Source organism: Allobosea sp. RAF48 (assembly GCF_052114025.1).
In the GTDB taxonomy this organism is placed as follows: Bacteria; Pseudomonadota; Alphaproteobacteria; order Rhizobiales; family Beijerinckiaceae; genus Allobosea.
In genome coordinates this window covers 323,063-344,741 of record NZ_JBFRDZ010000001.1, presented here as the reverse complement: position 1 = coordinate 344,741, position 21,679 = coordinate 323,063, and the positions used below count along the sequence as shown (strand labels likewise).

The following is a 21,679-nucleotide window of genomic DNA, read 5'->3' as shown; positions in this document are numbered from 1 at the left end:
GTGCGCACCGCCATCCCTACTTCGTCGCAGGGCAGGTGCAAGAATAGGGGCAGGGATACGAAAATGCCGCCGCGATTCCGCCCGAAGACGGCGCAGCGGCGGCATCAAATTCCGATTAAATCAGACGAACTGACCGAGGCCGGGAATGGCGCCCACGATCGCGCCCATCGCGTCCTCGCCGGCCTTCTCGCGGCCGACGGCGAACATTTCCTTCGAGACGCTCTGGATCTGGCCCATCGAGAGGCCCGCGCCCATCAGCTGGCCGCCGAGCGCCATCACGCCGCCGCCACCGCCCATCAGCCCGCCGATCGCGCCGAGCATGCCGCCCTTGGCGCCGCCTTCGGCATCCGCGAGCGCCTGCGCGCCCGGCAATGCCGCCATCAGCTGGCCGATCTCGGTCGCCGGACCTTCCTTCTGCAGGAAGGCGAGGATGATGCCGACCGCCTTGCGGGCGAGTTCTTCGTTGATGCCGGCCGCCGCAGCAACCCGCGTGAGCAGTTCTTCCATAGTCCCAATCCCCTCGCCAAAACGGCTTCGCCGCGAAGCCCTCCAAAAATAGTTTACATATTTACGATCTGATTCCAACGGGCTCGGGCTTCCGCCTTCTGCGTCGTTTGGTTACACCCTCCACACAGGTTCTGAGAAATCTCATAGGCGGATGCGATGGCGGATGACGGTGCGATTCTGATCGGCAAGAGTGGCAAGCCTGAAAACTTGTTGCTCAAGCTCGCCAACCGCCACGGCCTCGTGACCGGCGCGACCGGCACCGGCAAGACCGTGACGCTGCAGGTGATGGCCGAAGGCTTCGCCCGCAACGGCGTCCCGGTCTTCGCGGCCGACATCAAGGGCGATCTCTCCGGCATCGTCGCGCCCGGCGATTCCAACCCGGCCTTCGTCAACCGGGCCAAGGAACTCGGCCTGAAATACGAGCCGGACCAGTTCACCACGGTGTTCTGGGACGTGTTCGGCGAGCAGGGCCACCCCGTCCGCGCCACGATCTCCGAAATGGGGCCGTTGCTGCTGGCGCGCCTGCTCGATCTCAACGACACGCAGGAGGGCGTGCTCAACATCGCCTTCCGCATCGCCGACGAGCAGAAGCTCCTGCTGCTCGACCTGAAGGACCTGCGCGCGATCCTGACCTTCATCGCCGAGAACGCCCAGGAGCTGACCACCAAATACGGCAACGTCACCTCGGCGACCGTCGGCACGATCCAGCGCGCGCTGCTGGTTCTGGAGAACCAGAGGGGCGATCTTTTCTTCGGCGAGCCTGCCCTCGACATCAACGACCTGATGAAGACGGATCGCGATGGCCGCGGCATCGTCAACATCCTCGCCGCCGACAAGCTGATGAACAATCCGCGGCTCTACGCGACCTTCCTGCTCTGGCTGCTCTCGGAGCTGTTCGAGCAGCTCCCGGAGGTCGGCGACCTCGACAAGCCCAAGCTCGTCTTCTTCTTCGACGAGGCGCATCTGCTGTTCAACGGCGCGCCGAAGGCGCTGCTGACGGCGGTCGAGCAGGTCGTGCGCCTGATCCGCTCCAAGGGCGTCGGCGTCTATTTCGTGACGCAGAACCCGCTCGACATCCCGGATACGGTGCTCGCCCAGCTCGGCAACCGCGTCCAGCACGCGCTGCGTGCCTTCACGCCGCGCGATCAGAAGGCGGTGCGTGCCGCCGCCGAGACCTTCCGGCAAAACCCGAAGATCAAGACCGAGGAGGCGATCAGCCAGCTCGCCGTCGGCGAGGCGCTGATTTCGATGCTGGAGGGCAAGGGCTCGCCGGAAATGGTCGAGCGCGCGCTGATCGCGCCGCCGATGGCGCAGGTCGGACCCTGTACGCCCCAGCAGCGCCAGCAGGCCATCAATGCCTCGCCCGAGAAGGGCAAATACGACACCATGATCGACCGCGAGTCGGCCTATGAAATGCTGATGAAGCGCAAGAACCTCAATCCGGACGGCTCGCCCGTCGAGGCTTCGACGGGTGGCAGCGGGGGCGGCGGTATCCTCGATACGATTGGCGGCTGGCTCGGCGGCGGCGCGCCTCAACAGCGCCCGAAGACGGGGCCTGGTTCTCGCGGCGGCCCGCTGCCGCAGAGCATGGCCGAGAAGGTCATCACCTCGGCCGCGCGCTCGGCCGCGACTTCGATCGGCCGCCAGGTCGGCACCGCCATCCTGCGGGGCATTCTCGGTTCCATGTCCGGGAAGCGCTGAGCCCGGTCGTCATTCTCGGGCGGAGCGAAGCGCAGACCCGAGAATCTCCGCCCCGAAAGGGCACTGGCGCCTCTTTCGGCAGGAGATGCTCGGGTCAAGCCCGAGCATGACGAGTTCATTATAGGAACGCTGTCGCCGCCCTTACGCCCCGGTCGCGAGGTCGAACAGCAGCTTGATGTTCAGCAGGATGATGATCGCGGCGACGAGGCCAGCGGTCAGGCTGAGCCAGCGCGGCGCCACCAGAGCACCCATCTTGCCCTTCGATGCGGTGAACATGACCAGCGGCACTACCGCGAAAGGCAGCTGCAGGCTGAGCACGACCTGGCTCAGGATGAGCAGTTTCGCCGTCTGGCTCTCGCCATAGATCAGCGTGACGGCGATCGCCGGTACGATCGCGACGAGGCGCGTCACCAGCCGCCGCATCCAGGCTGGCAGGCGGATGCGCAGGAAGCCTTCCATCACGATCTGCCCGGCCATGGTCGCGGTCACGGTCGAGTTGAGGCCGCAGCAGAGCAGGGCGATGGCGAAGAGCGAGGGCGCGATCGAAGCGCCGAGCAGGGGCTGCAGTAGTTCCTGCGCCTTGCCGAGTTCAGCGACGTCGGTATGCCCGGCTTTGTGGAAGGTCGCGGCGGCGAGGATCAAGATGGAGGCATTGATCAGCAGCGCGAAGCAGAGCGCGACGGTGGAGTCGATCGTCGCGAACTTCAGCGCCTCGCGCTTCTCCGGCAGCGTGTGGCCATAGGCGCGGGTCTGCACGATGCCGGAGTGCAGGTAGAGGTTGTGAGGCATGACAGTCGCGCCGATGATGCCGAGCGCGATGTAGAGCATGTTCGGGTTGGTCACGATCTCGGTCGTCGGCGCGAAGCCGCGGATCACCTCGCCCCAGTTCGGATCGGCGAGCGCGATCTGGATGCCGAAGCACAGCGCGATGACGCCGAGCAACGTGATGATGAAGGCCTCGATCCAGCGGAAGCCGCGCGTCTGCAGCCACAGGATGATGAACACGTCGAAGGCGGTGATCAGAACACCGATCTCGAGCGGGATGCCGAAGAGCAGATTGAGACCGATCGCCGTGCCGATCACCTCGGCGAGGTCGGTGGCGCAGATCGCCAGTTCGGCCAGCAGCCAGAGCGGCCAGGCCATATAGGGTGGATAGGCGTCGCGGCAGGCCTGGGCGAGGTCGCGCCCGGTGGCGATGGCGAGCCGCGCGCAGAGCGACTGCAGGATGATCGCCATCAAGTTCGAGACGAGCGCGACGACGAGCAGCGTGTAGCCGAACTGAGCGCCGCCCGCGAGCGAGGTCGCCCAGTTGCCGGGGTCCATATAGCCCACGGCAACGAGATAGCCCGGGCCGAAGAAGGCCAGGAACTTGCGCCAGGACGAGGAGGTCGGCGTCACCGCGACCGTTCGGAAGACGTCCGTCAGCGAAGGTTCGCCCCGAGACCGAAGCCAGATCGAGGTAGATTCCGGGGCGCCCTGCGACATGATTGGACCTTGCTGCAACTTGTTCGCAATAAGGAGTAGCTGCCGTTCCGGGTGCTGTCAATGCAGTTGCGAAGCGTTGTCAATTAGAGTTGCGACCAGGCCGGGCGGCAATGCATGATTGTGGGCTGACGCCCGTGCGGGCTCTTGCCATGATGGTGTCACCTGAATCGCTTCCGATGGCAGCCATGACCAAGCTCCCCGCTATTCTCGACCGTCTCGACACCGGGCTCGACGGTTCCCTCGAACGCCTGTCTTCCTGGCTCGAAATCCCTTCGATCGGCACCGACCCGGCGTTCAATGCGCAGACGCGCGCCGCTGCCGAATGGCTGAGGGCCGATCTTGAATCTCTCGGTTTCAAGGCCGAGCTGCGCGAGACTGGCGGCCATCCCGTCGTCCTCGCCCATCGGCCGAAGCCGGGCGCGCCGCATGCGCTGTTCTACGGCCACTACGACGTCCAGCCGGTCGATCCGCTGAACCTCTGGGATACCGATCCCTTCAAGCCGACCGTCCGCGAGCTGGAGCCAGGCCGCAAGGTCATCTCGGCTCGCGGCGCCTGCGACGACAAGGGCCAGGTCATGACCTTCATCGAAGCCGTGCGCGCGACGCTCGCCGAGACCGGCGACCTGCCGATCGGCCTGACGATCCTCGTCGAGGGCGAGGAGGAGTCCGGCTCGGTCAACCTTCCTGGCTACATCAAGGCCAATGCCGCCGAGCTGAAGGCCGACTACGCGCTGGTCTGCGACACCGGCATGTGGGACCGCGAGACGCCGCTGATCACCTCGACCCTGCGCGGCATGGTCTATCAGGAGGTGACGCTGACCGCGGCCGATCGCGACCTGCATTCGGGCCTGTTTGGCGGTGCGGCCTGCAACCCGATCCATGTGCTGACGAAAATCCTCGGCGAACTGCATGACGATAGCGGCCGCATCACCGTTCCCGGGTTCTATGAAGGTGTCCACGAGCCGACCAACGCCCAGAAGGCCGAATGGGCCGATCTCAACCTCACGGAAGAGGAGTTCCTCGGACAGGTCGGCCTGAAGCATTCCATCGGCGAGAAGGGGCGCATGCTGATCGAGCAGATCCAGTCGCGTCCGACCTGCGACGTCAACGGCATCTGGGGCGGCTATACGGGGGAGGGCAGCAAGACCGTCATTCCCGGCAAGGCCTCGGCCAAGGTTTCCTTCCGCCTCGTCGGCGATCAGGATCCGGTCAGGATCGCCGAAGCCTTCCGCCAGTTCGTCCGCGATCGGCTGCCCGAGGACGTCACGGCCGAATTCATCAGTCATTCCGGCTCCCCGGCGCTGGCGGTTCCGACGGATTCGCCGGTGCTCCAGAAGGCACGCAAGGCGCTCGCTGACGAATGGGGTGGGCGCGTGGTCTCGATCGGCAGCGGCGGCTCGATCCCCGTCGGCGGCGATTTCAAGCGGACGCTCGGCATCGACACGCTCTTCGTCGGTTTCGGCCTCGACGACGACCGGGTGCATTCGCCTAACGAGAAATATGACCTGTCCTCCTTCCACAAGGGCCAGCGTTCCTGGGCCCGTATCTTGCAGGCTCTTGGTTCATGAGATCGGTTTGCGTCTTCTGCGGTTCGAACCCGGGCAATGATCCCATCTACGCGGCGGGGGCCCGCGCCATGGGCGCCGAGATCGCCCGGCGCGGCCTGACGCTGGTCTATGGCGGCGGTGCCGTCGGGCTGATGGGCATCGTCGCCAACGCCGCGATGGAAGCCGGTGGCCAAGTCCACGGCGTCATTCCCAAGGCACTGAAGGATAAGGAGGTCGGGCATGTCGGACTGACCCGGCTCGAGGTCGTCGACACCATGCACACCCGCAAGGCGCGTATGGCCGAGCTTTCGGACGGTTTTATCGCCATGCCCGGCGGCATCGGCACCTTCGAGGAATTGTTCGAGATCTGGACCTGGGGGCAGCTCGGGATCCATGCCAAGCCGCTCGGCCTGCTCAACGTCGCCGGTTTCTACGATCCGCTGGCGACCTTCCTGGACCAGACCGTCGAAGTCGGCTTCCTGAAGCAGAGTCATCGCGCCATGGCCATGACCGACACCGAGCCGGCGACGCTGCTCGACCGGATGGAGAACTATGTTCCGGCCGCGACCTACAAATGGATCGAGAAGGAGCAGGCCTGAGTTATTCTCGCGCACTGCGTCTCCAGGTTGTAGGAATATTGTCTTGACATCGTGACGCTGATCGTGTAGAGATCAGGAACGCTCACGAAATCTGCCCGAACGAAGCCGCCGCGCCCCCAGCCGGCGGCTTTTTCGTGCCTGCCATCGGGAAGGGACGCATGGCTGAACAGGACGGCACCACGCCGCAACCGCCCTCCCAGCCGAAGCCAAAGCGGGCGACTGTCTCCCGGCGGGCGGTGGTGGGCCAACTCTGGCGCGCCGCCAAGCGCCAGATCGATGCGCATGAGGAGCATCTCGCCGACCTGCCGAAAGGCACCACTGCAAGCGAGGCCGACGCCAAGGCGCTGGCGGTCCTTGCGCGCACCGTGCGCGAGCTGGTCGCGATCGAGGAGCCTCAGGCCGCGAGGAAGGACAAGCATACGGATGAGCCTTCCGCTGCCGACGATCTGCGACATGTCGCACAGCTCCGTCAGGATCTTGCTCGACGTCTTGAAGCGCTGGCCGCTCAGGATGCGGGTGAGCCTTCTCAAGAAGCTGATGCCGACGGCGACCGCGGATGACGTCGAACTCATTCGCTGTACCTGGGACATGTGGGCACGCCCCGATCAGTTGCCGCCCGAGCCGCTGAAGCCGATCTGGCTGGTTTTGGGCGGGCGCGGCGCGGGCAAGACTCGCACTGGCGCCGAATGGGTGAAAGGCATGGCTCTGGGCCATCCGCCCTTCGCGGAGATGCCGACGGAGCGGATCGCCCTCGTCGGCGAGACACAGGGTCAGGTCCGTGACGTGATGATCGAAGGCGTCTCCGGCCTGCTCGCGATCCACACGCGCTGGGAGCGACCGACCTGGCAGCCTTCGCTGCGCCGCCTGCAATGGCCGAACGGCGCGATCGCGCAGGTCTTCTCCGCCGAGGATCCGGAGGGGCTGCGTGGCCCGCAATTCGGCGCCGCCTGGTCCGACGAGCTGGCGAAATGGCCGAACCTTCAGGAGTGCTGGGACATGCTGCAATTCGGCTTGCGCCTCGGCGACAGCCCGCGCCAGGTCGTCACCACGACGCCGCGTCCGGTGCCTCTGGTCAGACGTCTGCTGGTCGAGCCGCATGTCGCGGTCAGCCGGGCGAAGACACAGGACAACCGCTTCAACCTTGCCGCGGATTTCGTCCGAACCGTCACCGAAACCTATGGCGGGACGCGGCTTGGCCGGCAGGAGCTCGATGGCGAGATCGTCGAGGAGAGCCCGGACGCGCTCTGGACCCGCGTGATGATCGAGTCGGCTCGCGAGCGGCAGCGTCCGCCGCTCGCCCGCATCGCCGTCGCCGTCGACCCGCCGGCTTCCTCTTCACAGCGGGCCGATCGCTGCGGGCTGGTCGTGGCCGGCATCGATAGCGACGGCATCGGCCACGTGCTGGAGGATGCGACGCTCGCCGGCGCGAGACCTCATGAGTGGGCCGAGAAGGCTGTCGCGCTCTATCGCCGGCACGAGGCGGACGCGCTGGTCGTCGAGGTCAACCAGGGCGGCGAGATGGTCGAGAGCGTGATCCGCGAGGTCGATGCCGGCGTTCCCGTCGTTTCCGTCAGGGCGACGCGGGGCAAATACCTGCGCGCCGAGCCGGTCGCCGCGCTCTATGCGCAGGGCCGGGTGCGCCATGCCGGCACCTTCCCGGATCTGGAGGACGAGATGTGCGCCTTCGGGCCACGCGGCCTCGAAGGCGGCCGTTCGCCCGACCGGCTCGACGCGCTCGTCTGGGCGCTGACCCATCTGATGCTCGCGCCGAAGGGCCGGCCGCGGGTGAGGGGGATGTAAGGGTGTCATTCTCGGGCGAAGCGAAGCTTCGACCCGAGAATCTCATGACGAGACAGCGCTGGTTTCCGACATGCTCGGGTCGAGCCCGAGCATGACGGCACGTCAGAAAGCGAGATTCCCATGTTCGATTTTCTTCGCAACCTGCGCGGCGGTGCCGCGCCGGACCAGAAGCGTTCGCGCGTCGGGCCGCTGATCGCGCTGCACGAGGCTGGGCGCGCCGTCTGGACCCCGCGCGACTATGTCGCCCTGTCGCGCGAGGGCTATGAGCGCAATCCCGTGGTGCATCGCTGCGTGCGCCTGATCGCGGAAGCTGCGGCGCAGACGCCGCTCGTCGCCAAGGTCGGGGCGCGGGAGATGCCGGAGCATCCGGCGCTGGCGCTGATCGAGCGGCCCAACCCGCGCCAGTGCGGTATCGCTTTCCGCGAGATGCTGTTCGGCCATCTGCTCGTCGCGGGAAACGCCTATGTCGAGGGGGTAAGCACGGGCCGCGAGCCACGCGAGCTTTATGCGCTCAGGCCCGACCGGATGCGGGTCGTGCCCGGCCGCGACGGCTGGCCGGAGGCTTACGACTACACGGTCGGCGGCGACACGGTGCGCTTCCGGCAGGACGAGGGCGAATTGCCGCCGATCCTGCATCTGACGCTGTTCCATCCGGTCGACGATCACTACGGCCTCTCGCCGGTCGAGCCGGCGGCGAGCGCGCTCGACATCCACAACGCCGCCAGCAACTGGCACAAGGCCTTGCTCGACAATGCCGCACGGCCCTCCGGCGCGCTGGTTTATGACGGGCCGGAAGGCGCGACGCTGACCGAGGCCCAGTTCGACCGGCTGAAGCAGGAACTGGAGGATTCCTTCCAGGGCGCCCGCAATGCCGGCCGCCCGCTGCTGCTCGAAGGCGGGCTTGACTGGAAGCCGCTTTCGCTGACCCCGGCGGAGCTCGACTTCGTTGCGGCGAAGGGCGTGGCGGCGCGCGAGATCGCGCTCGCCTTCGGCGTGCCGCCGCTGTTGCTCGGCCTGCCGGGGGACAACACCCACGCCAATTTCGCCGAGGCCAACCGCGCACTCTGGCGCCAGACCGTGATCCCGCTGGTGAGGCGCACGGCGCAGTCTCTGGCGCAATGGCTTGGCCCGGCTTTCGGCGATGACCTTTTGCTGGAACCTGATCTCGACGCGGTCGAGGCACTGGCCGACGAGCGCGAGTCGCTCTGGCGGCGCCTCGGCGCGGCGAATTTCCTCGACGACGACGAGAAACGCGAGGCGGTCGGCTACGGCCGGCGCGCCTTCGGCAAGGAGCGATCATGAACCTGCTCGACCAGATCGTTACAGCCTTCATCGGCCGGGCCGATGTCGGCCATCTCGGCCTGCTGCTCTGGGCGGCGAGCGCCTCCGGCCTCGCCTGGCTCGTCCTGCGCGAACTCACGGCCGCGAACCGCCGCTTCGACGACTTCGTCCGCGAACTCAACCGCTTCAATGCACGCCACGAGGGGGACCAGTCATGAAGGGCAGTAGCGACGCGAAACCTCCGTCGAAGCGGCAGGGGGGTGGACGGGCACAACCAGCCAAGGCGCGTCCCCAAGGGGTGACGACGGAGACTTTCAGCAGCTTCGTCCGCAACCTTGCGAAGCTGGAGGGCGGGCGTCCGCGAGCCGGCAAAGGCGGGGAGGGCGGCCAATGAGCGGCTCGCATCGGCTCCCGCTCGAATCCAAGTTGCTGCCGCTGCAGCCGGCGCGCGTCATGCCGGACGGGGTCTTCGAAGGCTATGCCAGCCTCTTCCGCATCCCCGATCTCGGCAAGGACGTAGTCGAACCCGGTGCCTTCCGCGACAGTCTCGCCCGGCGTGGCCCCTCCGGCGTCAAGCTGCTCTGGCAGCACGACCCGGCCGAGCCGCTCGGCCGCTGGCTCAGTCTCGCCGAGGACAGCCGCGGCCTCTTCGTCCGCGGCAGGCTTTCGCTCGTCGTCACCCGGGCTCGCGAAATCCACGCCCTGATGCGGGAAGGCGCGATCGACGGGCTGTCGATCGGCTTCCGCCCCGAGCGCGCCCGCAACGAGCCCCGCACGGGCCTGCGCCGGCTTGAGCGCGTCGACCTCTGGGAGGTCTCGATCGTCACCTTCCCGATGCTGCCCCAGGCCCGGATCAGTGCCGTCAAGACGGCCTGGCCCCGGCCCGCTTTCGCCTGACCATCACCCTGAGGAGAAGCCATGACCCATCTCGACACTGCTCCGGAGACCAAGGCCGCCGGCGCGGATCTCGCGCTTGCCTTCGAGGACCTGCGCTACACGCTGGAGAGCTATCGCGCCGCCAATGACGAGCGCCTCGCCGGCATCGAAACCCGCCACGGCGCCGATCCGCTGACCGAGGAGAAGCTCACCCGCATCGATGCCGCGCTCGACGACACCATGCGCCGCATCGACCGGCTGACGCTGGAGCGCGCCCGGCCGTCCCTCGGACAGGACGGTCCGGCCCGCGACCCGCTCGTCGCCGAGCACAAGGCCGCCTTCGCGGCTTATGTCCGCACGGGCGAAGCCGGCGGGCTGAAGCGGCTGGAGGCCAAGGCCCTTTCCGCCGGCTCCGGCCCGGATGGCGGCTACCTGGCTCCTTCGACCGTCGAGGGCGAGATCCTACGCCGCCTGGCCAACGCCTCGCCGATCCGTTCGCTGGCGACGGTGCGGACAATCTCGTCGGGCACCTACAAGAAGGCCTTCTCCACTACTGGCCCGGCCTCCGGCTGGGTAGCGGAGACGGCGGCGCGCCCGCAGACAGGCTCGCCCACCCTGGCTGAGCTCTCCTTTCCGGCGATGGAACTCTACGCCATGCCGGCCGCGACGCAGACGCTGCTCGACGACGCCATCGTCAACGTCGACCAGTGGATCGCCGAAGAGGTCGAGAGCGCTTTCGCCGAGCAGGAGGGCGCAGCCTTCGTCAATGGCGACGGCACCGACAAGCCCAAGGGTTTCCTCGCCTATCCGAGCGTGGCCGATGCGAGCTGGGCCTGGGGCAATATCGGCGTGCTCAACACCGGTGTGGCCGGCGCCTTCGCCGCCTCGAACCCGTCCGACGTGCTGGTCGACCTGGTCTATGCGCTGAAGGCCGGCTATCGCCAGAACGCTTCCTTCGTCATGAACCGCAAGACGCAGGCCGCGGTCCGCAAGTTCAAGGACTCCACCGGGAATTATCTCTGGCAGCCGCCGGCTTCCGCCGGTGYGCCGGCGACCTTGCTCGGCTTCCCGCTGGTCGAGGCCGAGGACATGCCGAATATCGCCAACAACGCGGTCTCGATCGCCTTCGGCGATTTCCGGCGCGGCTACCTCGTCGTCGACCGGGCGGGCGTGCGCATCCTGCGCGACCCGTACTCCGCCAAGCCCTATGTGCTGTTCTATACGACTAAGCGCGTCGGCGGCGGCGTCCAGGACTTTGCGGCGATCAAGGGGCTGAAATTCGCGGTCTGAAGTTGCTCAGTGCGAAAACCACCAGCTGAAGGCAGCGCGCGGCTGGGCCGCTTCGTTCGGTTGCGCTTCGCCGCCGAATGAAAGCAGCCGCGCGCTACCCTCGGAGATCCAGCCGCGGTAATCGCTGATCGGCGTGATGGCGGTGAAGCCGCCGCAAATGCGCCGGGCGCGCGTGTTGAGCGGTCCGCTCGACCAGCTCACGATTCCCACGAGGTCCCGCGACTGCGTCGAGCCGCGCAGCACCGGGCCGCCGGAATCGCCGCGGCAGGCGCCGGCGCCCGGCGCTTCGCCGCGCGCCTCGACATCCACCGCGACCTTGACCGTGTTCTGGGTCGTATAGTTGCCGGCGTTGAGCAGCGGCGTTTCGCGCAGGCGAYGGGCGGTGCGCTTGTTGTTCTCGGCCGAGAGGCCGAAGCCCGCCATGGTGACGGTTTCGCCCTGCCATAGGCCGCCGCCCAGTGTGAGCGGCTCAATGTCCTGCGGCAGCGGCTGTGCCAGTCGCAGCAGGGCGAGGTCGGTGCCGGGCTGCGTGCGCGGCGTGGTGCCGGGCACGAAGCTCGGATGCGGCAGGACGGCAACGACCAGCTGCCGCCGCGCCCGGAAACGGGGATCGAGGCTGACGACGCTGATCGAGCCACCGCCCATCAGGCAGTGCGCGGCCGTCAGCACGATCTCAGGCGCGATTACAGCGCCCGAGCAGAGCTCGCCGCGGCTGGTCTCGACCCGCACGGTCCAGGCGCGGGCGCCATGGGCATCGCGCGAGTCGGTGCCTCCGACGACAGCCAGGGCGGGCTGCGCCGTTGCGGCAGCCAGAAGGGAAAACGCGAGAGCGGCAAGCGAGCGCAGGATCATGACGTGAACCAGTGGACGGCTGATCAATCTAGGAGGTGGCGCGGCGCAGTCCAGCGTTTTCACCGGCCCCTCGACCAGCGTGCCGCTTCTCCCCATCGGGACAGTGTCGCGTCGATCCAGTGCCGCTGCGGCGCGACCAGGATGCCCTGGGTGAGGAGCCCGCAATTGCGGCCTTTCGGACCGGTGGACCAGCTGGTCACGGCGCTGATGCCGCCATCGGCAAAGATCGGTCCGCCGGAATCACCCTGGCAGGCGCTGGCGCCCGGCTGCTTGCCGGCACCGGCCGGATCCGCCGCCCAGAGCAGGATGCGGCTCGGGCCATAGGGCTCGATGGCTGCCAGCGTGGCGGATCGGTATGTACCCGTGCTGCGGGCCTCGCCTTCGCGGGCGACCCCGTAACCGGCGAGCGTCACGGAGCTTCCCGCTGGAGGCAGCGGCCCGTCGATCAGCTCCGCCGGGGCGAAACGCGCCGGCAGAGGCTCGGCCAGCCGGATGAGAGCGAGGTCGATCGAGCGCCGCCGGCTGCGGATCGCACCGGCATCGAACTCGGGATGCAAGCTGACTGTCGCAGGCGCGATCAGAACGGGCTCTCCCGCCTCGCGCCAATGAATGCGTAGTTCCGTTCCACCGGCGGCGCAATGAGCGGCCGTGAGAATGGCGCGCGCCGATAGCACGATCCCGCTGCACACACCGCCGCGGGCGTTGAGGACCATCAAGGTCGAGTCGGCGGCTGGTCCGCCTTCGCGGCCGCCGACCACGGCCTGCGCGGGCAGGGGGCCGAGCCCGCAGACCGCGCTGCCGAGCAAGGCGGCGACGATCCAATTCGCGATGCGCATGAGTGCTCCTTTCCGACGGAACGCTGATAGCGCGCCGCGCTCCGCAATTGAACCGTCCAGACGATCCTATGAAGGGGATGAACATGACGCCGCTCGCCCTGGCTCCGCCGACGGCGGAACCGGTCACGCTCAACGAGACCCGGCTCTTCCTGCGCCTGGACCATAGCAACGAGGATGATCTGCTCGCTACACTGATCACGGCCGCACGGCTGATGATCGAGGCGGCGGCGGGCCGTTGCTTGATCGAGCAGCCCTGGCGCATCGTTCTCGATCGCTGGCCCGGCAATGGCGAGATCAGGCTGCCGCTGTCACCGATCGCCCGGATCGAGGCGGCACGGGTCTACGATGTGCTCGGGGCCCCGCAACCGGTCTCCGAGGCGGCGCTCACCCTGGACAGAAATGCCGACCCTCCGCTGATCCGCGCGACCGGGGAACTGCCGGAGATCGGCCGCAATCACGGCGCGATCGAGATCGACATCGTTGCCGGCTACGGGGCGACGGCCGCCGCCGTTCCCGCCCCGCTGCGCCAGGCGGTGCTGAGGTTGGCCGCCCGCTGGTTCGAGGAGCGGGGCGACGTTGCCAGCCGGGACGCCCAGGCATTGCCGAGCACGATCGCCGCGCTGGTGGCCCCATTCCGCCGTGGAAGGCTCTGAACATGGCGAATGCTGTTCGAGCTGCGATCGGCCGGCTGAGGCGTCGGCTTATTCTGGAGGCGCCGGCCTCCACGCCGGATGAGCTGGGAGGATCAACCCAAGTCTTCGAGGCGGTCGCCGCCTTCTGGGCGCAGGTCGAATGGCTCTCGGGCACCGAGCAGTGGCGCCAGGGGCGCCCGGAGCAGGTTGCGACCCACCGCGTGACGCTGCGCTGGCGCGGCGATCTCGATGCGGGCAAGCGGCTGCGGGACGGCGACCGGATCTTCGACATTCGAACCGTTTCCGATCCCGACGGTTCGCGTCGGCGCCTCATCTGCCTCGTGGAGGAGGTGAAGCCATGAGCGACGCGGTCCTGGCTCTGCGGGCGGCGATTCAGGCTCGCTTGACGGCCGATGCGGCGCTGACGGCGCTGATCGGTCCCGGGCGCATCCATGATGAGGCGCCGCGCGCGACGCGCGGTCTCTATGTCGTCCATGGCGATGTCGAGGCCCGCAACTGGTCCACCGGCAGCGAGCGCGGCTGCGAGCAGGAACTCGCACTCGTCGTGTGGGCGGCGCAGAGCGCTTCCTCGCGGCAGGCCTTGGAAGCGGCAGGGCTGATCGTCGGTGGGCTCGACGACGCCGAGCTCGCTCTGGAAGGGCACTCTCTCGTCAATCTGGGTTGGCTGTCGAGCCGGCTCGCCCGCGAACCGCGCAGCGGGCTCGGCCATGTGACGATCCGCTTCCGCGCGGTCACCGAAACACTCTGACATCGGAAGGAGAAGCCGCATGGCGGCACAGAAAGGCAAGGACCTGCTGCTGAAGGCGGCGGATGGCGCCGGCGCTTTCGTCACTGTGGCGGGGTTGAGGGCGAGGCAGATCGCGTTCAACGCCGAGACCGTCGACGTGACTCATTCGGAATCGGCTGGGCGCTGGCGCGAATTGCTGGCGGGGGCGGGAGTGCGCCGTGCCAGCATCAGCGGTTCCGGCATCTTCAAGGACGAGGCCTCGGATGCCCTCGTCCGGCAGAGCTTTTTCGACGGCGTCATCCGGGACTGGCAAGTCGTCGTGCCGGATTTCGGCACGATCGGAGGTCCCTTTCAGCTGACGAGCCTCGAATATCGCGGCGACCACGCCGGAGAGGTCACGTTTGATCTCTCGCTGGAATCCGCCGGCTCGCTCGCCTTCACGGCACTCTGAGGAGGGGACGATGGTCAATCGTCATCGTGGCGAGACGACGCTCATGGTTGCGGGGGATGCCCTACCGATGAGGCTGACGTTGGGTGCGCTCGCCGAGCTCGAGCACGCCTTTGCAGTCGACAGCCTGCCGGCTCTCGGTGAGCGCTTCGTGGATGGCCGGCTCTCATCCCGCGACATTATCCGCATCATCGCAGCCGGCTTGCGGGGAGCGGGCAGGGCAATCCGGGACGAGGACGTGGCAGGCCTGTCCTTCGACGGCGGGCTGAGCGGAGCGATCAAGGCCGCGATCGCCCTGCTCGAAGCCACTTTCGGGGAGGAGGACGCCGGCCGCCCTCCGCAGCCGCCGGCGGGGTGAAACCGCCGGCGGCCTTTCCCTGGAACGACGTCATGGCTTTCGGGCTCGGGCGACTTGCCTGGCCGCCAGACCAGTTCTGGGCGGCGACGCCGCGCGAGATCGCAGCCGCTCTGAACGCGCATCGCGGTGTGGCGACCAGTGCCACTGATCGCGCGGCTTTGTCGGCACTCATGGCTGCCTATCCAGACAGCTGACGGCAAGTCCTGAATCAATTTCTGAAGAGGATGATCATGGCCAGCGAAGATGGCGCCGATTCCGTCCGCCCGTCCGATCTGCGGACGATGGATACGCTGACTCAATCTCTGAACAGGTCTTCGGAAAGCTTTGGTAAATCGATCGTAAATGCCTTCTCTCGTGGCGTCGTAGAGGGCAAGCGCTTCGAGGACGTGCTGCGCAGCGTCGGCCGTTCGATGACCGACAGCCTGCTCAAGACGGCTCTGAAGCCCCTCCAGACCGGCCTGTCGAAACTACTCGGCACGGGTGTGGAAAGTCTTACGGGCCTGTTCAGCGGGGGCGTTGGCTCTTCCGGTGGGAGCGTTCCCGTCAAAGCTTTCGCGGAAGGCGGCATCGTTGCCTCCCCTTCCTATTTCCCGACGGGGCGCGGGCTCGGCCTGATGGGCGAGCGCGGTGCCGAGGCCATCATGCCCTTGTTGCGCGGCCCGGACGGCCGGCTCGGCGTGCGTGCCGCGGCCGGCGGCTCGGCGCGCCCGCTCAACGTCGTCGTTCAGGTCTCAACGCCTGACGCCGAGAGCTTCCGCCGTTCGGAAGCGCAGGTCTCGGCCGCGATCGCCCGTGCCGTCGCGCGCGGCAGCCGCGCGCTCTGAGCGGAGAGCGTGATGACCGATTTTCACGAAGTCCGTTTCCCGACAGATGTGGCGCGTGGCGCGCGGGGCGGGCCTGAACGTCAGACGCAGATCGTTACGCTCGCCTCGGGCCGCGAAGTGCGCAACAGCCGCTGGGCTCATTCCCGACGCCGCTATGACGCCGGGCTCGGTGTGCGCAGCTTCGACGCCCTGGCTGCCGTCGTCAGCTTCTTCGAGGAGCGGAGGGGCCGGCTTTATGGCTTCCGCTGGCGCGATCAGCTCGACTGGAAGAGCTCGTCGCCTTCGCGGGAGCCCGCCGCGACGGATCAAGCCATCGGGGTCGGAGATGGCGCCACGAGCGTCTTCCAGCTTTGCAAGTCCTATGGCTCCGGCCCGTCAGCCTATCGTCGCGACATCGCCAAGCCATGCGAAGGAACCGTCCGGATCGCGCTCGATGGCGTCGAACAGCCGACGGCGAACTTCGCCTGCGACACCGCCACCGGGCGCGTCACCTTTGTGCCGGGCTCGGTCCCACCACCGGATGCGACGGTGACGGCGGGCTTCGCCTTCGACGTGCCCGTGCGCTTCGACATCGATGCGATCGACGTCGATCTCTCGGCGTTCGAGGCTGGCGAGATCCCGCGCATCCCCGTCGTCGAGATACTGCCCTGAGGCTGCACCATGCGCGATATCCCTGCCGCTCTGGCCGCCCATATCGAGAGCGGGGCAACCACCTTGTGCCGCTGCTGGAGCCTGACGCGCCGCGACGGGCTCGTACTCGGCTTTACCGACCATGACCGGGCGCTTGCCTTCGACGGTCTGACCTATGCGGCGGCGACCGGGCTGGAGGCCGCGGAGGCGACGGCCGAGCTCGGCTTCGCCATCGGCGGCGGCGATGTCGCCGGCGCCTTCGCGGCATCGGGCCTGAACGAGGCCGACCTTGCGCGGGGGCTCTATGACGATGCGCGAGTCCGCATCTGGCTGGTCAATTGGGCCGTGCCCGAGCAGAGGCTGCTGCTCGAGGAGGGTTTCGTCGGCGAAGTCAGGCGCGGCGAGCACAGCTTCACGGCCGAGGTGCGCGGTTTCGCCAAGGCCTTCGATGAGGAGCGCGGGCGCCTTTACCTTCGCTCCTGCTCGGCGGATCTCGGCGATGCGCGCTGCGGCGTCGCACTGGCGCCGGTTTCTGCTGAAGTCACTGCGAGCGATGGCCGCCTGGCGCTCGCCGCCGAAGGGCTTGCTTCCTACCCGGATGGCCATTTCACCGGCGGGCGGCTCGTCTTCACCGGCGGAGCCAATGCCGGCTTCGCCACGGAGGTGAAGCGGCACGGCATCGAGGGTGATCGCGCTGTCTTCCAGCTCTGGCAGGCACCGGCCGCGGCGATCCTGGCCGGCGACGATTTCAGCGTCGCGCCGGGCTGCGACAAGAGCTTCGCCACCTGCCGGGCGAAATTCGGCAACGGCGTCAATTTCCGCGGCTTTCCGCACATGCCGACGACGGATTTCATCATCGGCGGCGTCCGCCCCGGAGACGGAGCGCTCGACGGCGGGAGCCTGTTCCGATGAGGCGCGACGAGATCGTCGAGGCGGCGCGTCTGTGGCTTGGCACGCCCTATCACCATCAGGCCTCGCTGCGCGGCGTCGGCTGCGATTGTCTCGGCCTCGTCCGAGGGATCTGGCGCGATCTGCTTGGCGATGAACCCGAGGCGCCGCCGCCCTACACGCCGTACTGGGCCGAAAGCCTGCGGCAGGAGACGCTGGCGAGCGCGGCACTGCGCCATCTCGCGCCGGTCGCGATCACGGCCGAACGACGGGGTGACGTGCTGCTCTTCCGCTGGCGTGAGCATCTGCCGGCCAAGCACTGCGCCATCCTGAGCGAGCCTGATCGCATCATCCATGCCCATGACGGGGCGGCCGTTGCCGAGGTCGCCTTCACGCCCTGGTGGCGGCGCCATCTCAGCCATGCCTTTTCCTTCCCCGGAGTGACCGACTGATGGCGACGCTTCTCCTCCAGGTCGCAGGTGCGGCGCTCGGCACCGCGCTGGGCGGACCGTTCGGCGGCGCGATAGGCCAGGCGCTCGGCGGTCTTGCCGGCGCGACGATCGATCAGGCCTGGCTCGGCAGCGCGGGCGGCAACAAGGTCGTCGAAGGGCCGCGCCTGAAGGAGGTGAACGGGCTCGCTGCGACCGAGGGGGCATCGATTCCGCGGGTCTATGGCCGGGCACGCCTCGGCGGCCAGCTCATCTGGGCGACGCGCTTCGAGGAGGAGGTCACGGTCTCGGTCAACCGCGGCAAGAGCGGTGGCAAGGGCGGCCGCTCGAAAAAGACCTATGAGACGACCTATAGCTACCACGCCAACCTCGCGATCGGCCTTTGCGAGGGGGCGATCGCCTTCATCAGGCGCATCTGGGTCGATGGTCGTGAGCTCGACGTCAGCACCGTCGCGATGCGCGTCCATCACGGGCACGAAACGCAAGAGCCCGATCCGCTCATCGCCGCGAAGGAGGCGGGCGACGCCCCGGCCTATCGCGGCCTCGCCTATGTCGTCTTTGAGCGTTTCCCGCTCGCGGATTACGGCAACCGCGTGCCCCAGTTCGATTTCGAGGTTGTCCGCGCTGTCGAGGGGTTGGGCGGCATGATCCGCGCCGTCTCGCTGATCCCGGGAGCTGGCGAGTTCGTCTATGATACGCGGCCTGTCAGCCACGAGCCCGAGCCGGGCGTCAGCGAGGGGCTGACACGCCACCAGCTCTATGGCGGGTCGGACGTCGATACCGCGCTCGGCCATCTCCTTGCGCTCTGCCCGAACCTGCGCTCCGTTTCGCTCGTGGTGTCATGGTTCGGCGACGATCTGCGCGCCGGTTCCTGCAGCGTCGCGCCGCGCGTCGAGATCCCGCACAAGCCGACAGTCGGCGCCGAATGGTCCGTCGCGGGGCTGACGCGCGCTTCGGCGCGCGCTGTCAGCCAGATCGACGGCCGCCCGGCTTTCGGCGGCACTCCCTCCGACGAGAGCATCATAGCTCTGATCCAGCGCCTGCGCTTCGATTACGGGCTCGAAGTCGTCCTCTATCCCTTCCTGATGATGGACGTCCCCGTGGGAAATGTGCTGTCGGATCCCTGGTCAGGCGGGGGGAGCCAGCCGCGCTACCCCTGGCGCGGACGGATCACCTGTGATCCGGCGCAGGGCCGCCCGGGGAGCGTGGAAGGCACAGCCGCGGCTGCGTCGCAGATCGCCGCATTCGTCGGCACGGTCGGCCCAGCCGACATGGCGCTCGCGGGCAGCGTCATCGCCTGCGCCAAGCCCGACGAGTGGTCGTATCGCCGCCAGATCATGCACTGCGCGATGCTGGCGCAGGCCGCAGGTGGCGTCGAAGGCTTCGTGATCGGTTCCGAACTGGTCGGGCTGACGCATCTGCGTGGCGCGTCCGGCTATCCGATGGCCGACCACCTCGTTGGGATCGCTGAGGACGTCAAGACCATTCTGCCCACGGCAACCCTGACCTATGCCGCCGACTGGACGGAATATGGTGCCGATGTCCGTGACGGCGGCCAGCACGTCGACTTTCCGCTCGATCCGCTCTGGGCCTCGCCGGCGATCGCCGCTGTTGGCATCGACTACTATCCGCCGCTCTCGGACTGGCGTGATTCCGGGGAACACGCCGATGCTGCCATTGCGCGCGGGCCTGCTGATCTCGCCTATCTCCGCGACCGGCTGACCGCGGGCGAAGCCTTCGACTGGTGCTATGCCGATGAAGATGGCCGCGCCGCGCAGGCGAGGTTGCCCATCACCGACGGTGCCTACGGAAAGCCTTGGCTGTTCCGGCCCAAGGACCTCCATGGCTGGTGGAACAACGCGCATATCCGGCGCTCGGGCGGTGCCGAGACCACTGCCACGCCTTTCGTGCCGGGCGCGAAGTCGATCTGGCTGACCGAGATCGGCATCCCGGCGGTGGACAAGGGCGCCAACGCGCCCAATGTCTTTCCCGATACCCGTTCAGCCGAAGGCGGCTTCCCGCCCTTCTCCAGCGGTGCGCGCGACGATCTGGTGCAGGCGCGCGGGCTGGAAGCGATCATCTCCGGTTTCGATCCGGACCGCCTCGGCTTCGATCCCGCGCGCAATCCGGTTCATCCGGTCAGCGGCATCCGCATGGTCGACCCGGCACATATTGTCGTCTGGAACTGGGACGCCCGGCCGTTTCCCGCATTTCCCGATCTTGGCGGCATCTGGGCGGACGGCGTCAATTTCGAGACGGGGCACTGGCTGAACGGCCGCCTGGAAGGTACCCCCGTCGATCGTCTCATCACCAGGCTGCTCGCCGATTTCGGCCTGCCGCCTACAGACGGCATGGCTGTCGACGGCTTCGTGGACGGCTATGTGCTCGACCGGCCGCTTTCCGCGCGCCAGGCGCTTGAACCGCTCGCTCAGACCTTCGGTTTCGATGCGGTGATGGGCGCGGGCCGCATGCGCTTCGAGGGGCGGGGTGGCAAGGTCTCGCGGCTGCTCGGCCATGACGATTTCGTTGCGGATCGCGACGGAGAGCCCTTCACGCTGCGCCGCACCCAGGAGACTGAGCTGCCGCTGGAGCTGCGCCTCGGCTTCAGCGACAGCGAAAGCGACTATCGCAAAGCCGGAAGCCGCTCACGCCGCCTTGCTGGCGCGGCGCGACGGGAGGTTGCGGTCGAGACGGCCGTCGTAACCCGCCCCGCCGAGGCCCAGCGCCTGGCCGACCAGCGCCTGCAGGAGGCCTGGGCCGGGCGCGAGACGCTGGAATGCGAGCTGTCGCCGCGTTGCCTCGACCTGGAGCCGGGGGACGTCGTCTCCGTGCCGGTCGATGCGGGCCGCCGCCTGTTCCGGATCACGCGTATCGCCGATGGCACGATCCGGCAGATCAGCGCGCGTGCCGTCGAACCCGCGATCTACGCGAGCGCAGGCGCGAAGGGCGGGCCTCGCCCTCCGCGGACGCCGCCGGCCTTGCCCGGCCGGCCTCTTGTGGTTCCGCTCGCTTTGCCGATCGTTGCGGCACAGCCACCGGCATTGCTCTCGCTCGCGGCTTTCGCATCGCCCTGGCCGGGGGCGCTGGCGATCTGGAGCGCCGACGAGGCCGGCTTGTTCGATCTCGGCGGCTTCGTCGAGGCTCCCTCGATCATTGGCGAAACGCTGACCGAGCTCCCGCCAGGGCCGCTCTGGCGAACCGATCGGCGTGCCGCGCTCGAGGTTCTGTTGCGCGGCGGCGTCATGTCGTCCGTGTCGTCGGATGCAGCGCTCGCCGGCGCCAACGCGTTGGCTCTGATTGGCGAGGACGGCGAGATCGAGATCGTCACGGTGGCGCAGGTCGATCTCATCGGTCCGCAGCGCTTCCGCCTCTCGCGTTTCGTCCGCGGAATGGCTGGATCGGAAGCGGCTGCTTCTCGCCATCTGCCGCCCGGAGCCCGTGTCGTCGTTCTCGATGGGGCGGCTGTGACGCTGACGACGGATCTGTCCGATATCGGCAAGCAGCAACGCTACCGCATTGGCCCGGCGCGCCACGATGTCGGCGACCCGACGATGACGCAGGTCACGGCAGAGGTGAGAAGCGACGCGCTGCTGCCGCTGTCCCCGGTCCGGGCGAAGGCTCGTCGTTCGGGAGCCGGCATCCGTCTGAGCTGGGTGCGGCGGACCCGCAGCGACGGTGATTCGTGGGATCTGGCCGAGGTTCCCATCGGCGAGGAGGGCGAGCGCTACGAAATCCGCGTTCTCGACGGCGAGCTGCCCATCCATGCCGAAATCGTGAATGCGCCCGAGTGGCTCTATCCGGCTGCGCAGGAGCTCGCGCATTTCGGTTCGCAGCAGGAGGAACTTTCATTGTCTTTGGCCCAGCTCAGCACAACCGTGGGGCGAGGGCGCGAATGGCGTGGACGGATCGCCATCGCGTGATTTAGTCT

24 protein-coding genes are annotated in these 21,679 nt (G+C 67.7%); 19 read left to right on the top strand and 5 right to left on the bottom strand.

Features of this window, described 5'->3' with window-relative positions:
• Positions 1-120: 120 nt before the first annotated feature.
• Positions 121-507, bottom strand: a complete 387-nt coding sequence (locus AB4Z10_RS01730; RefSeq protein WP_149130337.1) for a DUF2267 domain-containing protein — start codon at positions 505-507, stop codon at positions 121-123.
• A gap of 156 nt (positions 508-663) precedes the next feature.
• On the opposite strand from AB4Z10_RS01730, the gene AB4Z10_RS01725 reads away from it, so the two are divergent.
• Positions 664-2,208 carry a helicase HerA-like domain-containing protein gene (locus tag AB4Z10_RS01725; protein ID WP_441468630.1) on the top strand — a complete coding sequence of 515 codons (1,545 nt, stop codon included), beginning with the start codon at positions 664-666 and terminating at the stop codon, positions 2,206-2,208.
• 141 nt (positions 2,209-2,349) lie between these two features.
• On the opposite strand, the gene AB4Z10_RS01720 is transcribed toward AB4Z10_RS01725, so the two are convergent.
• On the bottom strand, positions 2,350-3,693 hold the full coding sequence (locus AB4Z10_RS01720; RefSeq protein WP_441468629.1) for an Nramp family divalent metal transporter: 1,344 nt from the start codon (positions 3,691-3,693) through the stop codon (positions 2,350-2,352).
• Positions 3,694-3,878: 185 nt separating this feature from the next.
• Between AB4Z10_RS01720 and AB4Z10_RS01715 the strand changes: the two genes are divergently transcribed.
• Positions 3,879-5,261 carry a M20/M25/M40 family metallo-hydrolase gene (locus AB4Z10_RS01715; RefSeq protein WP_441468628.1) on the top strand — a complete coding sequence of 461 codons (1,383 nt, stop codon included), beginning with the start codon at positions 3,879-3,881 and terminating at the stop codon, positions 5,259-5,261.
• Positions 5,258-5,839, top strand: a complete 582-nt coding sequence (locus tag AB4Z10_RS01710; protein WP_441468627.1) for an LOG family protein — start codon at positions 5,258-5,260, stop codon at positions 5,837-5,839. Before AB4Z10_RS01715 ends, AB4Z10_RS01710 begins: the two co-directional genes overlap by 4 nt.
• Here the strand turns inward: AB4Z10_RS01710 and AB4Z10_RS01705 are convergent.
• Positions 5,809-6,294, bottom strand: coding sequence for a hypothetical protein (locus tag AB4Z10_RS01705; protein WP_441468626.1), 486 nt, complete (start codon positions 6,292-6,294; stop codon positions 5,809-5,811). The genes AB4Z10_RS01710 and AB4Z10_RS01705 overlap by 31 nt on opposite strands.
• A gap of 82 nt (positions 6,295-6,376) precedes the next feature.
• Between AB4Z10_RS01705 and AB4Z10_RS01700 the strand changes: the two genes are divergently transcribed.
• The 5 genes from AB4Z10_RS01700 (at position 6,377) to AB4Z10_RS01680 (ending at position 11,086) form a co-directional block, all read left to right on the top strand.
• Positions 6,377-7,639, top strand: a complete 1,263-nt coding sequence (locus AB4Z10_RS01700) for a DNA-packaging protein (protein ID WP_441468963.1) — start codon at positions 6,377-6,379, stop codon at positions 7,637-7,639.
• Between the two features lie 120 nt (positions 7,640-7,759).
• Positions 7,760-8,941, top strand: coding sequence for a phage portal protein (locus tag AB4Z10_RS01695; RefSeq protein WP_441468625.1), 1,182 nt, complete (start codon positions 7,760-7,762; stop codon positions 8,939-8,941).
• Complete coding sequence (locus AB4Z10_RS01690) at positions 8,938-9,138, top strand: hypothetical protein (RefSeq protein WP_441468624.1); 201 nt, start codon at positions 8,938-8,940, stop codon at positions 9,136-9,138. Before AB4Z10_RS01695 ends, AB4Z10_RS01690 begins: the two co-directional genes overlap by 4 nt.
• Before the next feature lie 172 nt (positions 9,139-9,310).
• The gene (locus tag AB4Z10_RS01685; protein WP_441468623.1) at positions 9,311-9,817 is read left to right on the top strand and encodes an HK97 family phage prohead protease; all 507 of its coding nucleotides are present in this window, start codon (positions 9,311-9,313) and stop codon (positions 9,815-9,817) included.
• A gap of 21 nt (positions 9,818-9,838) precedes the next feature.
• Positions 9,839-11,086: a phage major capsid protein gene (locus AB4Z10_RS01680; RefSeq protein ID WP_441468622.1), complete on the top strand. Its 1,248-nt coding sequence runs from the start codon at positions 9,839-9,841 to the stop codon at positions 11,084-11,086.
• Between the two features lie 6 nt (positions 11,087-11,092).
• Here AB4Z10_RS01680 and AB4Z10_RS01675 read toward each other — a convergent pair whose 3' ends face one another.
• Both AB4Z10_RS01675 and AB4Z10_RS01670 read right to left on the bottom strand, forming a co-directional pair.
• The gene (locus AB4Z10_RS01675) at positions 11,093-11,938 is read right to left on the bottom strand and encodes a S1 family peptidase (RefSeq protein WP_441468621.1); all 846 of its coding nucleotides are present in this window, start codon (positions 11,936-11,938) and stop codon (positions 11,093-11,095) included.
• A 59-nt stretch (positions 11,939-11,997) separates the two neighbouring features.
• Complete coding sequence (locus tag AB4Z10_RS01670; RefSeq protein WP_441468620.1) at positions 11,998-12,774, bottom strand: S1 family peptidase; 777 nt, start codon at positions 12,772-12,774, stop codon at positions 11,998-12,000.
• Between the two features lie 83 nt (positions 12,775-12,857).
• Between AB4Z10_RS01670 and AB4Z10_RS01665 the strand changes: the two genes are divergently transcribed.
• The 11 genes from AB4Z10_RS01665 to AB4Z10_RS01615 are packed head-to-tail and all read left to right on the top strand — an operon-like array spanning position 12,858 to position 21,671.
• Positions 12,858-13,427 carry a head-tail connector protein gene (locus tag AB4Z10_RS01665; RefSeq protein ID WP_441468619.1) on the top strand — a complete coding sequence of 190 codons (570 nt, stop codon included), beginning with the start codon at positions 12,858-12,860 and terminating at the stop codon, positions 13,425-13,427.
• Positions 13,428-13,429: 2 nt separating this feature from the next.
• Positions 13,430-13,768: a phage head closure protein gene (locus AB4Z10_RS01660; RefSeq protein ID WP_441468618.1), complete on the top strand. Its 339-nt coding sequence runs from the start codon at positions 13,430-13,432 to the stop codon at positions 13,766-13,768.
• Entirely contained in the window at positions 13,765-14,175 is a 411-nt protein-coding gene (locus AB4Z10_RS01655; RefSeq protein WP_441468617.1) for a DUF3168 domain-containing protein, read from the top strand. Before AB4Z10_RS01660 ends, AB4Z10_RS01655 begins: the two co-directional genes overlap by 4 nt.
• Positions 14,176-14,194: 19 nt before the next feature.
• Complete coding sequence (locus AB4Z10_RS01650; RefSeq protein ID WP_441468616.1) at positions 14,195-14,605, top strand: phage major tail protein, TP901-1 family; 411 nt, start codon at positions 14,195-14,197, stop codon at positions 14,603-14,605.
• A gap of 10 nt (positions 14,606-14,615) precedes the next feature.
• Positions 14,616-14,960 carry a gene transfer agent family protein gene (locus AB4Z10_RS01645; RefSeq protein ID WP_441468615.1) on the top strand — a complete coding sequence of 115 codons (345 nt, stop codon included), beginning with the start codon at positions 14,616-14,618 and terminating at the stop codon, positions 14,958-14,960.
• Positions 14,957-15,154 carry a rcc01693 family protein gene (locus AB4Z10_RS01640; RefSeq protein WP_441468614.1) on the top strand — a complete coding sequence of 66 codons (198 nt, stop codon included), beginning with the start codon at positions 14,957-14,959 and terminating at the stop codon, positions 15,152-15,154. The genes AB4Z10_RS01645 and AB4Z10_RS01640 overlap by 4 nt, the downstream gene beginning before the upstream one ends.
• A 36-nt stretch (positions 15,155-15,190) precedes the next feature.
• A complete protein-coding gene (locus tag AB4Z10_RS01635) occupies positions 15,191-15,784 on the top strand; it encodes a phage tail tape measure protein (RefSeq protein ID WP_441468613.1) in 594 nt (197 codons plus the stop codon).
• Positions 15,785-15,793: 9 nt separating this feature from the next.
• Entirely contained in the window at positions 15,794-16,435 is a 642-nt protein-coding gene (locus tag AB4Z10_RS01630; RefSeq protein WP_441468612.1) for a phage distal tail protein, Rcc01695 family, read from the top strand.
• 9 nt (positions 16,436-16,444) lie between these two features.
• On the top strand, positions 16,445-17,326 hold the full coding sequence (locus AB4Z10_RS01625; RefSeq protein WP_441468611.1) for a DUF2163 domain-containing protein: 882 nt from the start codon (positions 16,445-16,447) through the stop codon (positions 17,324-17,326).
• Complete coding sequence (locus AB4Z10_RS01620; RefSeq protein ID WP_441468610.1) at positions 17,323-17,754, top strand: NlpC/P60 family protein; 432 nt, start codon at positions 17,323-17,325, stop codon at positions 17,752-17,754. The genes AB4Z10_RS01625 and AB4Z10_RS01620 overlap by 4 nt, the downstream gene beginning before the upstream one ends.
• A complete protein-coding gene (locus AB4Z10_RS01615; RefSeq protein ID WP_441468609.1) occupies positions 17,754-21,671 on the top strand; it encodes a baseplate multidomain protein megatron in 3,918 nt (1,305 codons plus the stop codon). Before AB4Z10_RS01620 ends, AB4Z10_RS01615 begins: the two co-directional genes overlap by 1 nt.
• Positions 21,672-21,679 lie beyond the last annotated feature (8 nt).